This is a genomic window from Streptomyces sp. NPDC050617 (assembly GCF_040654795.1).
Lineage (GTDB): Bacteria > Actinomycetota > Actinomycetes > Streptomycetales > Streptomycetaceae > Streptomyces.
In genome coordinates, this window is record NZ_JBFAIS010000011.1 from 163,101 (window position 1) to 177,611 (window position 14,511).

The following is a 14,511-nucleotide window of genomic DNA, read 5'->3' on the forward strand; positions in this document are numbered from 1 at the left end:
CGGTGATGGTGCCGTCGTGCGCCCGCCCTCCGGGCGAACGGCGTCAGTGCTGGTCGAGGGCGCGGGTGAGGTCCTGCGCGGAGGACATCGGCCCGCCGATCCGCCGCACCCCGCCGGGGGTGTGCAGCAGCAGCGTCGGGAAGCCCTCGACGCCGAGCCGGCGGACCTGCCGGAACTCCTCCTCGACCGCCCGCCGCGTCGCCGGGTCCGCGTAGGCGGCGGACGCCGCCCCGGCGTCAAGGCCGAGGGCGGTGGCGACGCCGGCCACGGTCTCCGGCTCGGACAGCGGTCGCCCGTCGCGGTACCAGGCGGCCTGCAGAGCCCCCGCGATCTCCAGTGTCCGCTCGGGCGCCTGCTGCCGCAGCGCGGCGAGCGCGGTGGCGGCGTCGGCGGAGTCCAGCACGGCGGTGCCGCGGGCGAACGCCTCGGCGTAGCCGTCGCCGAACACCGCGCCGGTCAGTTCGGCTATCCGCGCGTCCGCCTCGGGGATGTACGGATACGCGGACACCGGCTGCGCCCGCGGCCCGGTGAAGAGCCCGCCGCTGAGTACGCGCAGCTCGATCCGTTCGGCGTTGGCCGCGGCGAATTCGCGGATGACGGGGCCGAACCCGTAACACCAGCCGCAGTAGGCGTCGAAGGCGTAGGTGAGCTTCGCGCGCTCCATGGCTTCCTCTCTTCCGGTCGTCTTCCGGTCGTTTTCCCGGACTTTCCTTGTCCGTTACGACCAAGCTACGAGGGGCGCGGCTAGCCAGCCAGGTACGCTTGCGACCAGCCATGGTAAAAAAGCGACACGACCTCTCCGGGGCCCAGGACGCCGACATCGTCGAGCTGGCCTATCAGGCCCCGCCCGGCACCCCCGCGGGCCTGGAGGTCATGACCTTCGCCGAGCTGCGCTCCCGCGCCCCCGAAGGGCTGCTGCGCCGTCCCCAGCGGCTCGATTTCCACCAGCTCCTCGTCGTGCGCTCCGGTTCGGCCGCGCACACCGTGGACTTCACCGGCTACGCGCTCGTACCGGGCTCCGTCCTGTGGGTGCGCCCCGGCCAGGTACAGAGCTTCGACGAGGCGAGCAGCACAGACAACGGCACAGACAACGGCACAGACAGCGGCACCGACACCGTCGACGGCTACGTCGTCCTCGCCCAGCCCGGCTTCCTGCCGCCCGGCACCGCCGCCGCGGCCAAGGCGGAGGACCCCTTCCGCCCCGTCCTGTGGCAGCCCGTCGGCCCGGACCTCGCGGCGGTGAACCGCGCCGTGGACCACCTGGCCGCCGAGTTCGGCTGCGGCCGCGGGCTGCCCGCCGAGGTGCACACGGACGTCCTGCGGCACCTGTTCACCGTGCTCGTCCTGCGTCTCGCGCATCTGACGGCCCCGGTGGGCAGCAGCGTCCCCGCGCCCAGCGAGACGTTCGAGCGGTTCCGGGCCGCCGTGGAGCGGGAGTTCGCGACCAGCCACCGCGTCGCCGACTACGCGCGCGCCCTCGGCTACTCCCCGCGCACCCTCTCCCGCGCCTCCCTCGCGGCGGCCGGGGTGGGCGCCAAGGAGTTCATCGACTGCCGGGTGGTCCTGGAGGCCAAGCGGCTCCTCGCCCACAGCGAACTGCCCGCCGCCCGTATCGCCGACCGCCTCGGCTTCGACGACGCCGCCAACTTCTCCAAGTTCTTCACGCACCGCACGGGCCTGTCCCCCGGCGCGTTCCGCGCCTCCCTCAAGCCCCCGTCCCCCGAGCCTCCGCCCCACGCGCGGAACACCGGCTGACGGCGCGCACGCGAACGGCGCCCACCGCGAGGAGCGGTGAGCGCCGCGGAGTGCGGGACGCGCGCTGCCGGCAGGGCGTTGCCGGCGTCGTCAGCCGTTGACGCAGGTGTTGCCGAAGGCCGGGTTGAGGAGGCCGACGACGTCGATGCTGTTGCCGCAGACGTTGAGCGGCACGTGGACCGGGATCTGCACCAGGTTGCCGGAGAGCACGCCGGGCGAACCGATGGCCGCGCCCGTGGCCCAGGCGCCGTCGTGGCGGTACTGGTGGTGGTCGTGGGCCGAGGCCCCGCCCGCGGTGCCCACCATGGCGGCGGCCGCGGCGATGGTCAGGACAGCGGCCTTGGCGATACGCGACATGACACTGATTCCTTACGTAGCCGTACGGGGAGAAGGAGAGCCGTTCTCCGGCCGGAGAACCGGCGAAACCCGATACGACCAACTTTCTGTACGGGCGCGGCGGATCGACGCGCACGCAAACGGGTGACCTCTGTACATCAGTTCACCTGACTACTCTGCACATCAGCTCACCTGACTATGCGTCAAAAAGATCAGCGGACCAGATCAATCGAAGCGTCGCCCGGCAGCCGGACCGGCCGCCCGGCCCGCGCGCCGTCAGCTCGCGTAGCGCGGCCGCAGCAGGGTCGAGGGCAGCGGTTGCGCCGCCCCGCGCCCGTACCGCTCCCGCTCCGCCGCGCGCCCGGCGACCCGCAGCGACTGCGGGGTGAGCGAGCGCAACGGCGGTCTCACGGCGGGCAGTCGAAGCGGTACGGGCGTCCGCGCGGCGAGCAGGAAGCCCCGGCCCTCGACCGCGTACGCCGTGGTGTCCAGGCCCGCCGCCCGTACGGTGGCGTCGGCCGTCCAGAAGGTGTGGCGCCGGCCGCCGCCCAGCGTCCCTGCGTGCACCGCGAGCCGGCCGCCGGGGGCGAGGACGCGGCGGACGAGCCCGTAGAACTCCCGCGAGTAGAGCTTCGTGCCGGCCGTGACGGCGGGGTCCGGCAGGTCGGCGAGCACCACATCGAAGCGGCCGTCGCCACCACCGTCAGCACCATCGACAACGCCGCCACCGCCGTGACCGACGTGACCGCCCGCCTCCCGGCCGCGCCGCACAGCCGCCACCTCCCGCCTCCGCAGCCACTCGAAGGCGTCGGCGGCGACGTCCCGCACCCGGCCGTCGCGGTAGGCGTCGCGGTTGAGCCGCGCCAGGCCGGGGTCCGTACGGGCCAACCGCAGCAGCCCCGGGTCGAGTTCGACGACGGTGATGGACCGCACGCCGGGGTACCGCTCGGCCTCGCGCAGGGCGAGCCCGTCCCCGCCGCCGAGCACCAGCACCCTGCGGTGCGGCCCGGCCATCGCGGGGTGCACGAGCGCCTCGTGATAGCGGGCCTCGTCGCGCCCGTCGAAGCCGAGCCGGCCGTCGAGGTACAGGGACGGCGGTGTGCCGCGCCGCCCGGCGCCGCCCGTGACGACGACCTCCTGCACGCCCGTACGGAGGGCGATCCGCACCTCGGGCCCGTACAGCGCCTGCCGCGCGGCCCGCTCGAAGGGGGCGGTGAGCGCGGCGCCGGCGGCGAGGACCGCGAGGGCTAGGACGTTGACGCCGATGAGCAGCCGGCGTTGGCGCGCGCTCAGGTCGTGGTGGAAGACCCACAGCACCAGCGCGCCGCCCGCCACCGCGTTGATGCCGCCGGTCAGCAGCGCGCCGGACAGCTGCCCCAGCATCGGCAGCAGCAGGAAGGGGAAGACCAGCCCGCCGACGAGCGCGCCCACGTAGTCGGCGGCGAAGAGGTCGGCGACCGCGCCGCCGGGGTCCTGGCTGCGGACGCGCTGGATGAGCGTCATGAGCAGCGGCACCTCGGCGCCGATGAGCACGCCGATGGCGAGGCAGCAGCCGACGAGGGCGAGGCGCGCCTGGCCCAGCCAGGCGTAGCACGCGTAGAGGGCTATCGCCGAGCCGCCGCCGGTCACGGCGAGGGCGGCTTCCAGGGCGCCGAAGGAGACGGCGGCCCGCGGCCGTAACCGCTTGGCGAGCAGCGAGCCGACGCCCATGGCGAAGACCATCACGGAGAGTACGACGGAGGCCAGGGTGACCGAGTCGCCGAGCAAGTAGGAGGAGAGGGCGACGAGTTCCAGCTCGTACACCAGTCCGCAGGCGGCACAGATGAACGCCGTGGTCAGGACGGCGAAGCGGCCGAGTCCGGGCGGCACGGACGACCGGCCCGGACTCATGGGGTAGTTCATGACGGAACGCTACGTCACCACCCCTGCACCCCCTGTCACCCACAAGGGTTCACTAGGGGCGATTCAGGGGTATTCGTGGGGCGTTCGAGGTTCGGGCGCCGCCGGGCGGGTACCGGCGCACCCGCGCCGCCGCGGAGCGCCCCGTACGCGGGCCGCGCCGCGCTCACCTCGGCACGGCCAGCCGCACCGCCACTCTCGTTCGCGTCGCGACGAGCCGCCCCTCCTGCGGGTACGCGTGCCACGTACGCCAGCTGACCTGGCCTTCGTGGCGCTGGGCGAGCATCGCGGTGAAGGCGTGCGGGCTGCCGGGGAAGGTGCCGGCGAGGCCGTGCGGATGGTCGGCGACCAGCGCCAGCAGCTCCTGCGCGCGCCCCGCGAAGGAGCCGCGCGACAGCGTCTCGACGCGCGCCGCGAATTCGTACTCCCAGTCGCCGACGCGCTTCGCGACGCCCAGCGGCAGGGGGGTGCTGCTGCCGGGCAGACAGGCCACGGTCTCCGAGCAGCTTCCCTCCGCTCCGTCGAGAAGCACCTGATGGGAGGCGCCGAGCAGGCGCAACTGCACGGTCGCGCCGTCGAGTTGGAGGTCGAGGTCGGCCAGGGATGGCAGGGGGTCCTTGCCCAGGCACCACGCGAGGTCGGCGGCACGGGTATCGGTATAGGGGGTGGTGAGGGAGGTGAGCATGGGTCGGCTCCGCAAGCACGCAGTGGAAGGTGGGCCGGCCCGCCCCGGAGGAGGACCAGGGTGTTCGAGTACGCCGGCTCGTGCCCACGTGGGGTCCGTGGGGTCCGAGGACTGTGATTCCGAGGACTTGTACTCTCATCAAGAGGGAATCATGAAATGCACGGCGCCCACAGCGCTTTTACCCATCTTCGCCGGGTTTCCATCCCCCCGAGGGCTGCCCAGCTCAAACGTTCAACACCAAAGCGCCCGGCGGACTTTGGGTCCGCCGGGCGCGTTGACGGCCGGGCCGTCGCCTTCGGCACCGGCAGGGGGCCGGAAGGCGCCGCCGCGGTCCGCGGAATCGGCTGCCCCGTGTCAGCTGCTTCCGCAACCGCCTCCCCCGCCACAAGAGGAGTGCCCGCCCCCGCCGCACGAGTGGTGACCGCCGCCACCGCATGAGTGGTGACCGCCGTCCGACCCCCCGCCGTCCCCGGCCCACCAGCTGCCGCCCCCGCTCGCGGTCCCCCCGCTGTACGTACGGCGGCGCGCCGACTTCCCGCCGGCCGACCGGGTGCGGCCGGCGAGCACCCCGACCAGCGTCAGACCGGCGATCGCGATCAGAGCCGCAATGAAGATCGCCATCAGTGCCTCACTCCCTCCCGCTTCGAAGCGAGGCCCCCCCCGCTCCGTGCCTGCGGGGGTTTTGCCCGTAAGCGCCTTACGGCAAAGCAGAGTTGAGCAAGACCAGAGGTTCCCGGCAGCCGACCATGACAGGGCGTCAGGGAGCGGCGGCGACCAGCTGCTTCACGGCCGTGCGCAGGCTGTCCTCGCGCTTGCAGAAGGAGAAGCGCACCAGATGGGACGGGGCGCCCTCGGTCACGTAGAAGGCGGCGGTCGGGATCGCCACGACCCCGGCCCGCTTCGGGAGTTCGCGGCAGAAGCGCACCCCGTCCCCGTGGCCCCACGGCCGTACGTCCGCCTGCACGAAGTACCCCGCGTCCGCGCGGAACGGGCGCAGCCCCGCCTGCGCCAGGCCCTCGGCGAGCAGGTCGCGGTGGCGCCGCAGCGTGGCGCGCAGCCCGGCCGCCCACTCCTCCACCGAGCCGAGCGCCCGCGCCAGCGCCTCCTGGTAGGGGGTGCCCGAGGCGTACGTGAGGAATTGCTTCGCCGCGCCGACCGCGCCGACGAGGCGGGCCGGGCCGCAGACCCAGCCGATCTTCCAGCCGGTGACGTTGAAGGTCTTGCCCGCGGAGGAGATCGCGAGGGTCCGCTCCCGCATGCCGGGCAACGCGGCGAGGGGCAGGTGGCGGGCGCCGTCGTCGTACACGAGGTGCTCGTACACCTCGTCCGTGACGGCGATCAGGTCGTGCTCGCGGCACACCTCGGCGACGGCCTCCAGCTCGGCCGCCGTGAACACCTTGCCCGTCGGGTTGTGCGGGCTGTTCAGCACCAGTACGCGGGTGCGCGGCGTCACGGCGGCGCGCAGGGCGTCGGCGTCGAGGACGAAGCCGTCCCCGTCGGGGGCCAGCGGCACGCCGACGAGCCGGGCGCCGGCCAGCCGGGCGTCCGCCGCGTACGCGTCGTAGCAGGGGTCGAAGGCGATGACCTCGTCGCCGGGGTCGCAGAGCGCGAGCAGCGCGGCGGCGAGCGCCTCGGTGGCGCCGGTGGTGACGAGCACCTCGCCCCCCGCCCGGTAGTCGAGCCCGTACCGGCGCAGCTGGTGCGCCGCGACGGCCTCGCGCAGCGCCGGCGCACCGACGGCCGGCGGGTACTGGTTGCTGCCGGCGAGCACCGCCCGCGCCACGTCCTCCAGCAGCGCGCCGGGGCTCTCCAGCTCGGGCACGCCCTGCCCCAGGTTGATCGCGCCCGTGGCGCGGGCGAGTTCCGTCATCTCCGTGAAGACCGACGTGCCCATGGCCCGCACCCGCTCCGCCGGGCCCCACCGCTCCGAGCCCACCGCGCCGCGCGCGCCGGCCTGCCCCCTCATGTCCATACGGTCCCGCTTTCCCGAGTCGTTCCCCAGTCCTGTCCCGCCCGGCATCCGGAGCCCGGCCCGCCGAGCGCTGCTGCCCTCACGATAGGCGGGCGCGGACGGCGGCCGGGGGCCGCGTACGGACCGGGGGCCGGGATCGCGTCCGTACGGTCCGGGCCCGGTCGCGCACCACAAGCCGCCCCCGTTGTCACGCCGCCACGCGGCCCCCGCGTCCGAGCGGGTGCACGGGCCCTACGGACGGCCGACAGCGGTCGCGTACCCGGTGGCGGGCCCGCAGAGTCGGGGTGCCGGGCCCGGCCGCCATGGACGCCGGCCCGTACTCGCAACCGCCCCCGCACCGGAGGTGAGCCGTGTCCGCCGACACCGCCATGCCCGTACGAGCCCCGGAACCGCAGCCGGCCGACGGCGCGGGAGCGTCCCGCAGGGGGGAGCGCGTCCGCGACGCGCTGCGCCGGGCGGCCCCGGCGCTCGGCCTGTACGCCGCGGTGCGGCTGACCGGGATGCTGACGATGGCGGTCTGGGCCTGGCGGGTCGGCCGGCACCCGCGGACCACGCTCGGGCTGGCCTGGGACGGCACCTGGTACACCGGCATCGCCCGGAACGGGTACGACTCGGTCCACCCGACCGCGGGCTGGGCGGGGCAGCACTTCAGCGACATGGCGTTCTTCCCGCTCTTCCCCGGCCTGATGCGCGGCGTGGCGAGCGTCCTGCCGATCGGGCTGGTCAACGCGGGGCTGCTGGTCGCCTGGGTCTCGTCGGCGGCCGCGGCCTGGGGGCTGTACGCGGTCGGCGAGCGGCTGCACGGACGCCGGGTCGGGACGCTGCTCGTCCTGCTGTGGGGGCTGCTGCCGCACGCGGTCATCGAGACGATGGCGTACACCGAGCCGCTGATGACGGCGCTCGCCGCCTGGTCGCTGTACGCGGTGCTGACCGGCCGCTGGGTGTGGGCCGGGGGCCTCGCCCTGCTCGCGGGCGTCTGCCGCCCCAACGGCATCGCGGTGGCGGCGGCGGTCTGCTGCGCGGCGGCGGCCCTGCTGTGGCGGGACCGCCGCGCCCGCCGGAACTGGCGGGTGTGGACGGGGGCGGCGCTCTCGCCGGTCGGCTGGCTCGGGTACGTGGCCTGGGTCGGCGCCCGGCAGGGCGGCCCGCTCGGCTACTTCGAGGTGCAGCGCGGCTGGGGCTCGCGCTTCGACTTCGGCTATGACGCGCTGATGTTCATCCGCCATCTGGTGATCGGCCTGAGCCGGCTCGGCTACTACGTGACGTTCGCGGTGATCGTCGTGGCGCTGCTGGCGCTGGTCTTCCTCGCCCTCGACCGGCCGCCGCTGCCGGTGTTCGTCTACACGCTGGTGCTGGTCGTCATCGCGCTGGGCGGCTCGAAGTACTTCGCGTCGAAGCCGCGCTTCCTGCTGCCCGCGTTTCCGCTGCTGCTCCCGGCGGCGCTGGCGATGGCGAGAGCCCGGCCGCGCACCGCCGTCGTGACGGCGGGTGCGCTGGCCGGGCTCTCGTTCGGCTACGGGGCGTATCTGCTGCTGATCGCCCCCATGCCGATGTAGCCGCTCGGCTCGTACGGCCCGGAACGGGGTTCGCTCAGGACTCCTCGTCGCCGGGCTTCGCCTCGCCGTCGCCGTCGATCTCGGCCTCCAGGCCGAGCTGCTCGACGAGCCACTTGTCGAACTCGATCGAGGCGCGCACCCAGCTGACCGTGGAGGACACGAAGTGCTCCAGGGAGACGCCCACGCCGATCAGCATCTGCGCCTCGCCGATGAGGCGGACGCTGCCGTCGTCGTTGGTGTGCGTGTAGACCTTCGGCCACAGGGTGCGGCGGTTCCAGTCGTCGATCGCTTCGAGGAGCTTGGGCTTCTCCTCGATGGCGTGCGCCCGGTCATAGAAGGTGCGCACGGAGAAGACCTGCTGCTCCTCCTCGCCGCGGAACATGAAGTACGTGCGGAACTGCTCCCACGGCGCGGCGAGGTCACCCTCGTCGTCGACGACGTACTTCAGCTCCATCTGTTCGAGGAGCTGCTTGACCAGGTCCTGGTCGGGGATTACGGGGCCTGCCGGACCCTCCTCCTGGGGTTCGGGCTGGCCCCCGAAATTCGGAATCGAGGACGGGTCGATGCTCACCGTGGTTTTCCCTTCGTACGGTTGCCGACATCCTCTCCCACACCCGCCCCGTCCTGGCAAGCCCGGGCGGGGCAGGTGGTTATGGAAGGGACCGTTCCGGCCGCGGCGGCTCAGGCGGGGGCCGCTGGGGCGCCGGCCGCTCAGGCCACCGTCGCGGCCGAGGTGACCGTGAGGCCGTCCGAGCCGGGCTCCCGGTCCACCCGGACCGTGTCCCCGTCCCGTACGTCCCCGGCGAGGATGGCGCGGGCCAGCTGGTCGCCGATGGCGGTCTGCACGAGGCGGCGCAGCGGGCGGGCGCCGTAGGTGAGATCGACGGCGGCGTCGGCGTCGTCCGGGTCGTGGCCGAGGGTGGCCAGCCAGGTCAGCGCGGCGTCCGTGACCTCCAGGGTGAGCCGGCGGTCGGCGAGGCGGCGCTGGAGGTGGTCGATCTGGATGCGGGCGATCCGCTGGAGCTGGTCGGTGCCGAGCGCGTGGAAGACGACGAGGTCGTCGAGGCGGTTCAGGAACTCGGGCCGGAAGGAGGCCCGTACGGTCTCCAGCACCTTCTCCTTCTTCTGGTCCTCCTTGAGCAGCGGGTCGACCAGGAACATCGAGCCGAGGTTGGAGGTCAGGATGAGGATGGTGTTGCGGAAGTCGACGGTCCGTCCCTGGCCGTCCGTGAGCCGCCCGTCGTCGAGGACCTGGAGCAGGATGTCGAAGACCTCGTGGTGGGCCTTCTCCACCTCGTCCAGGAGCACGACGCTGTACGGGCGCCGGCGCACGGCCTCGGTGAGCTGGCCGCCCTCCTCGTACCCGACGTAGCCGGGCGGGGCGCCGACCAGCCGGGCGACGCTGTGCTTCTCGCTGTACTCGCTCATGTCGATGCGGACCATGGCCCGTTCGTCGTCGAAAAGGAAGTCGGCGAGCGCCTTGGCCAGCTCGGTCTTGCCGACGCCGGTGGGGCCGAGGAAGAGGAAGGAGCCGGTGGGCCGGTCGGGGTCGGCGATGCCCGCGCGGGTGCGGCGGACGGCGTCGGACACGGCCCGTACGGCCTCGGTCTGGCCGATGAGGCGCTTGCCGAGCTCGTCCTCCATGCGCAGCAGCTTCTGCGTCTCGCCCTCCAGCAGGCGGCCGGCCGGGATGCCGGTCCAGGAGGCGACGACGTCGGCGATGTCGTCGGGGCCGACCTCGTCCTTGACCATCGAGTCCTTGCCGGAGGCAGCGGCCTCCTGCTCGGCCTCGGCGGCCGCGGCCTCCTCCAGCTCGCGCTCAAGGCCCGGGATCTCGCCGTAGAGCAGCTTGGAGGCGGCGTCGAAGTCGCCGTCGCGCTGGGCGCGCTCGGCCTGGCCGCGCAGCTCGTCCAGCTTCTCCTTCAGCTCGCCGACCCGGTTGAGGGACTGCTTCTCCTTCTCCCAGCGGGCGGTGAGGCCGCGCAGCTCCTCCTCCTTGTCGGCGAGGTCGCGGCGGAGCTTCTCCAGGCGCTGCTTGGAGGCGGGGTCGGACTCGGACTTGAGGGCCAGCTCCTCCATCTTGAGCCGGTCCACGGAGCGCTGGAGCTCGTCGATCTCCACGGGCGAGGAGTCGATCTCCATGCGGAGCCGGGACGCGGCCTCGTCGACGAGGTCGATGGCCTTGTCGGGGAGGAAGCGGGAGGTGATGTAGCGGTCGGAGAGGGTGGCTGCGGCGACCAGGGCGGAGTCGGCGATCTGCACCTTGTGGTGCGCCTCGTAGCGGCCCTTGAGGCCGCGCAGGATGGCGATGGAGTCCTCGACGCTGGGCTCGGCGACCAGCACCTGCTGGAAGCGGCGCTCCAGGGCGGGGTCCTTCTCGATCCGCTCGCGGTACTCGTCCAGGGTGGTCGCGCCGACCATCCGCAGCTCGCCGCGGGCCAGCATGGGCTTGAGCATGTTGCCCGCGTCCATGGCGGAGTCGCCGCCGGCGCCCGCGCCGACGACGGTGTGCAGCTCGTCGATGAAGGTGATGATCTGGCCGTCGCTGGACTTGATCTCCGCGAGTACGGTCTTGAGCCGCTCCTCGAACTCGCCGCGGTACTTGGCGCCCGCGACCATCGCGCCGAGGTCCAGCGAGACGAGCCGCTTGTTCTTCAGCGACTCGGGGACGTCGCCCTTCACTATCCGCTGCGCCAGCCCCTCGACGACGGCGGTCTTGCCGACGCCGGGCTCGCCGATGAGGACGGGGTTGTTCTTGGTGCGCCGGGAGAGCACCTGCACGACGCGGCGGATCTCCTGGTCCCGGCCGATGACCGGGTCCAGCTTCCCCTCGCGCGCGGCGGCCGTGAAGTCCGTGCCGAACTTCTCCAGCGCCTTGTACGTGCCCTCCGGGTCCGGATTGGTCACCCGCTGCCCGCCCCTCGCGGTCTCGAACGCGTCCAGCAGCTTCTTGGCGGATGCCCCTTGCTGGTCCAGCAGCTCCCCGGCCTGCCCGCCCTTGGCGGCCAGCCCGATGAGCAGGTGCTCGGTGGAGATGTACGCGTCGCCCAGCTCCTTCGCCCGCTGCGAGGCGTCGGCGATGGCGGCCAGCAGGTCCCGGTTGGGCTGCGGCGGCGCGACGGTGGAGCCCTGCACGCTCGGCAGCGCGGCCAGCTGCCGGTCGGCCCCGGTCCGCAGCACCACGGCGTCGGCCTCGACGGCGGCCAGCAGATCCAGGATGTTCTCGTTCTCCTGGCCCGTCAGAAGCGCGATGAGCAGATGCGCCGGCGTCATATCCGCATGCCCCGCGGACACGGCCCGGTCATTCGCGGCGCTCAGCGCCTCCCGGCTCTTGTTCGTCAGCTCGGCTTCCACGTCGGCGTACTCCTCCTCGTGCTCGGCTCACGCATACCGTCCTGCCTACTACAGCATGCAGTAAGTTGAGTCTATTCCACTCAACCTCGAAATCGGGCACCGTCCGAACAGATCCACGCTTCCCTTACGAGTGAACCGGTCGGATGATCCCCTCGCCACCGCTGGCCGCGGGCGATGCTGGCCATCACTGACAAGGGGGTGCAGCATGACGGCTATGGCACACGCGCCGATGCCCACCGATGACGAGATCCTCCTGGACTACTTCCTCGCCCTGGAGCCCCCTCAAGGGTTCCGAGCCGAGCTCATCGACGGGAGGATCTTCGTGTCCCCAGCTCCGGACGGAGACCATGAAGACGCTATCGACATGATCCTCTCGCAGGTCTACGAACTCTCGAAGACCAAGATGCAGTCGTCCGGCAACAAGGGCCTGGAGTTGGCCATCTGGGGGACCTCCCCCAAGGACCATGTCATCCCCGATATCACTTTCGCCCCTCGCGAGTTGCGGCTCTTCCGGGGCGCGCCCTCCTGGATGCCCAGCGACGGCGTCGCCATGGTCGCAGAGGTCACCTCCACCAAACCGAACGGGGACCGAAAGACCAAGCGCCTCTCCTACGCCCGCGCCGGCATCCCGCTCTACCTGCTCGTAGACCGCGAGAAGGCCACGACCGTCCTCTTCAGCGAGCCCAAGGACGGCGACTACACCGAGACCCACCTGGTCCCCTTCGGCAAGCCCGTCCCCCTCCCCGCGCCGTTCTCCTTCGATCTGGACACGTCCGAATTCCTCTGACGGGCATCGGCATACCCTTCCCCCATGGCCCACGACCTTCGCGACCCCGCCCCCGAGTACCTCGATTTCTGGCGGGAACGCCATGTCTGCACCCTCACCACGCCCCGCCCGGACGGCGGGCCGCACGTGGTGCCCGTGTGCGTGACGTACGACCACGAGGCCGGGCTCGCGCGGATCATCACGCGCGGGGGCAGCGCCAAGGCGGCCCATGTGCGGGCGGCGGGCCCGGACGGGGCCATGGTCGCGGTGTGTCAGTTCGAGGGGAAGCGGTGGGCGACGCTGGAGGGGGTGGCGGTGGTGCGTACGGAGGCGGAGCGGGTCGCGGACGCCGTCGCGCGGCACAGTGAGCGGTACGGCCGTACGCCCGCGCCCAACCCCGAGCGGGTCGTCATCGAGATCACCGTGACCAGGGCGCTGGGGCGGGTCTGAGCCCACCCGCGCGTACGACGAAGGGGCCGGGGAGATTCTCCTCGGCCCCTTCGTCATCGGCTTGGCATCGGCACGTCACTCCGGCCGCTTCGGCCGCCAGACCACGAGCGCGCTGGTCTGCTGCACGTCCTGGTACGGGACCAGGTCGCGCCGGTACGAGGCGTGCACCTGCGCCTCGCGCTGCCGCATCGCCGCGGCGGCGCCGTCCACCGCCTGCGAGAGTTCGGCGACGCGCGCCTGGAGCGCGGCCACCTGGTTCTCCAGCTCGATGATCCGCTTGATGCCCGCCAGGTTGATGCCCTCGTCCTGGCTCAGCTGCTGCACCGTGCGCAGCAGCTCGATGTCGCGCGCCGAGTAGCGCCGCCCCCGGCCTGGCGTACGGTCCGGGGAGACCAGACCGAGCCGGTCGTACTGGCGGAGCGTCTGCGGATGCAGACCGGACAGCTGCGCCGCCACCGAGATCACGTACACCGGCGACTCTTCGGTCAACTGATAAGGATTCGACATAGGAGTGCGCCGGCTGCGCCCGCCTCGGCCGTCCATCTCAAGCTCCCTTCGCGGCCTGGAACAGCTCTGCCCGCGGGTCCTCGCCCGCGGTCGCCTCGCGATAGGACTCCAGCGTGTCCCGCGCCTTGTCGTCAAGGTGCTGCGGCACGGTGACCTCCACGGTGACCAGCAGGTCCCCGCGGGTGCCGTCCTTGCGCACCGCGCCCTTGCCGCGGGCGCGCATCGTACGGCCGTTGGGCGTGCCCGCCGGGATCTTCAGGGTGACGGCGGGGCCCCCCAGGGTGGGGACCTTCACCTCGCCGCCGAGCGCCGCCTCCGGGAAGGTGACCGGCACCGTGACGGTGAGGTTGTCGCCCTTGCGCCCGAAGACGGGGTGCTCGTCGACGTGCACGACGACATACAGATCGCCGTTCGGACCGCCGCGCTCGCCCGGCGCGCCCTTGCCGCGCAGCCGGATGCGCTGCCCGTCCGAGACGCCCGCGGGGATGCGGACCTGCATCGTGCGCGAGGACGTGGCGCGGCCGCTGCCCTTGCAGACGTCGCAGGGGTTCTCGGGGATCAGCCCGCGCCCCTTGCAGTCCGGGCACGGGTCGGTGAGCGAGAAGCCGCCGCCCGTGCCGCGGGAGACCTGGCCGGTGCCCACGCACGTCGGGCAGACGCGCGGGGTGCCGTTCTTGTCGCCCGTGCCGGCGCACGCCTTGCACGCCGCGGACGACGACATCCGCAGCGGGACCGTGGCCCCGTCCACCGCCTCGGTGAAGCTGAGCGTCACCTCGGACTCGATGTCCTGGCCGCGGCGCGGCTGGGTGCGCGTGCCCGTACCGGCGCCGCGGTTGAAGAGGCCGCCGAACACGTCCCCGAGGCCGCCGCCGAAGCCGCCGGCCCCGCCGCCCTGCGGCCCGCCCTGGGCGCCCCCGAAGAGGTCGCCCAGGTCGAAGTTGAACGATCCGCCACCGCCCTGGCCGCCGGGCCCGGCCCGGAAGCCGCCGTTGCCGAAGAGGGTGCGCGCCTCGTCGTACTCCTTGCGGCGCTTGGGGTCCGCCAGGACGTCGTTCGCCTCGGAGATCTCCTTGAAGCGGTCCTCCGCCTTGGCGTCGCCCTTGTTGGCGTCCGGGTGGTACTCGCGGGCGAGCTTCCGGTACGCCTTCTTGATCTCCGCTTCGGTGGCGTCCTTCGGGACGCCGAGGACCTTGTAATAGTCCTTCTCGACGAAGTCCTTCGTGCTCATCCC

General features: G+C 72.7%; 13 protein-coding genes. 4 read left to right on the plus strand and 9 right to left on the minus strand.

Annotated features, from left to right (window positions below; translation table 11 throughout):
- Nucleotides 1-43: 43 nt before the first annotated feature.
- Nucleotides 44-664, minus strand: a complete 621-nt coding sequence (locus tag AB0I49_RS17420) for a DsbA family protein (RefSeq protein ID WP_363227809.1) — start codon at nt 662-664, stop codon at nt 44-46.
- A gap of 110 nt (nt 665-774) precedes the next feature.
- On the opposite strand from AB0I49_RS17420, the gene AB0I49_RS17425 reads away from it, so the two are divergent.
- Nucleotides 775-1,755 carry an AraC family transcriptional regulator gene (locus AB0I49_RS17425; RefSeq protein WP_363227810.1) on the plus strand — a complete coding sequence of 327 codons (981 nt, stop codon included), beginning with the start codon at nt 775-777 and terminating at the stop codon, nt 1,753-1,755.
- Between the two features lie 90 nt (nt 1,756-1,845).
- Here the strand turns inward: AB0I49_RS17425 and AB0I49_RS17430 are convergent, their stop codons facing one another.
- The 4 genes from AB0I49_RS17430 to AB0I49_RS17445 form a co-directional block, all read right to left on the minus strand.
- Nucleotides 1,846-2,112 (minus strand): chaplin, encoded by a 267-nt coding sequence (locus AB0I49_RS17430; protein WP_363227811.1) that lies wholly within the window; start codon nt 2,110-2,112, stop codon nt 1,846-1,848.
- Between the two features lie 255 nt (nt 2,113-2,367).
- Nucleotides 2,368-3,993 (minus strand): polyamine aminopropyltransferase, encoded by a 1,626-nt coding sequence (locus AB0I49_RS17435; protein WP_363227812.1) that lies wholly within the window; start codon nt 3,991-3,993, stop codon nt 2,368-2,370.
- A gap of 163 nt (nt 3,994-4,156) precedes the next feature.
- Complete coding sequence (locus tag AB0I49_RS17440; protein ID WP_363227813.1) at nt 4,157-4,675, minus strand: DUF2617 family protein; 519 nt, start codon at nt 4,673-4,675, stop codon at nt 4,157-4,159.
- Between the two features lie 757 nt (nt 4,676-5,432).
- Nucleotides 5,433-6,569, minus strand: a complete 1,137-nt coding sequence (locus AB0I49_RS17445; protein ID WP_363227898.1) for an aminotransferase class I/II-fold pyridoxal phosphate-dependent enzyme — start codon at nt 6,567-6,569, stop codon at nt 5,433-5,435.
- A gap of 428 nt (nt 6,570-6,997) precedes the next feature.
- On the opposite strand from AB0I49_RS17445, the gene AB0I49_RS17450 reads away from it, so the two are divergent.
- Entirely contained in the window at nt 6,998-8,203 is a 1,206-nt protein-coding gene (locus AB0I49_RS17450; protein ID WP_363227814.1) for a hypothetical protein, read from the plus strand.
- A gap of 34 nt (nt 8,204-8,237) precedes the next feature.
- On the opposite strand, the gene AB0I49_RS17455 is transcribed toward AB0I49_RS17450, so the two are convergent.
- Together AB0I49_RS17455 and clpB are read right to left on the minus strand one after the other, a co-directional pair.
- Nucleotides 8,238-8,774, minus strand: a complete 537-nt coding sequence (locus tag AB0I49_RS17455; protein ID WP_363227815.1) for a YbjN domain-containing protein — start codon at nt 8,772-8,774, stop codon at nt 8,238-8,240.
- Nucleotides 8,775-8,914: 140 nt separating this feature from the next.
- Nucleotides 8,915-11,557 (minus strand): ATP-dependent chaperone ClpB, encoded by a 2,643-nt coding sequence (gene clpB / locus AB0I49_RS17460; RefSeq protein ID WP_363227816.1) that lies wholly within the window; start codon nt 11,555-11,557, stop codon nt 8,915-8,917.
- A 205-nt stretch (nt 11,558-11,762) separates the two neighbouring features.
- On the opposite strand from clpB, the gene AB0I49_RS17465 reads away from it, so the two are divergent.
- Together AB0I49_RS17465 and AB0I49_RS17470 are read left to right on the plus strand one after the other, a co-directional pair.
- Nucleotides 11,763-12,344 carry a Uma2 family endonuclease gene (locus AB0I49_RS17465; RefSeq protein WP_363227817.1) on the plus strand — a complete coding sequence of 194 codons (582 nt, stop codon included), beginning with the start codon at nt 11,763-11,765 and terminating at the stop codon, nt 12,342-12,344.
- Nucleotides 12,345-12,368: 24 nt separating this feature from the next.
- Nucleotides 12,369-12,773 carry a TIGR03618 family F420-dependent PPOX class oxidoreductase gene (locus tag AB0I49_RS17470; RefSeq protein ID WP_363227818.1) on the plus strand — a complete coding sequence of 135 codons (405 nt, stop codon included), beginning with the start codon at nt 12,369-12,371 and terminating at the stop codon, nt 12,771-12,773.
- A gap of 75 nt (nt 12,774-12,848) precedes the next feature.
- Here AB0I49_RS17470 and AB0I49_RS17475 read toward each other — a convergent pair whose 3' ends face one another.
- The gene (locus AB0I49_RS17475; protein ID WP_363128322.1) at nt 12,849-13,316 is read right to left on the minus strand and encodes a helix-turn-helix domain-containing protein; all 468 of its coding nucleotides are present in this window, start codon (nt 13,314-13,316) and stop codon (nt 12,849-12,851) included.
- A gap of 1 nt (nt 13,317) precedes the next feature.
- Complete coding sequence (gene dnaJ, locus AB0I49_RS17480; protein WP_363227819.1) at nt 13,318-14,508, minus strand: molecular chaperone DnaJ; 1,191 nt, start codon at nt 14,506-14,508, stop codon at nt 13,318-13,320.
- Nucleotides 14,509-14,511: the final 3 nt, after the last annotated feature.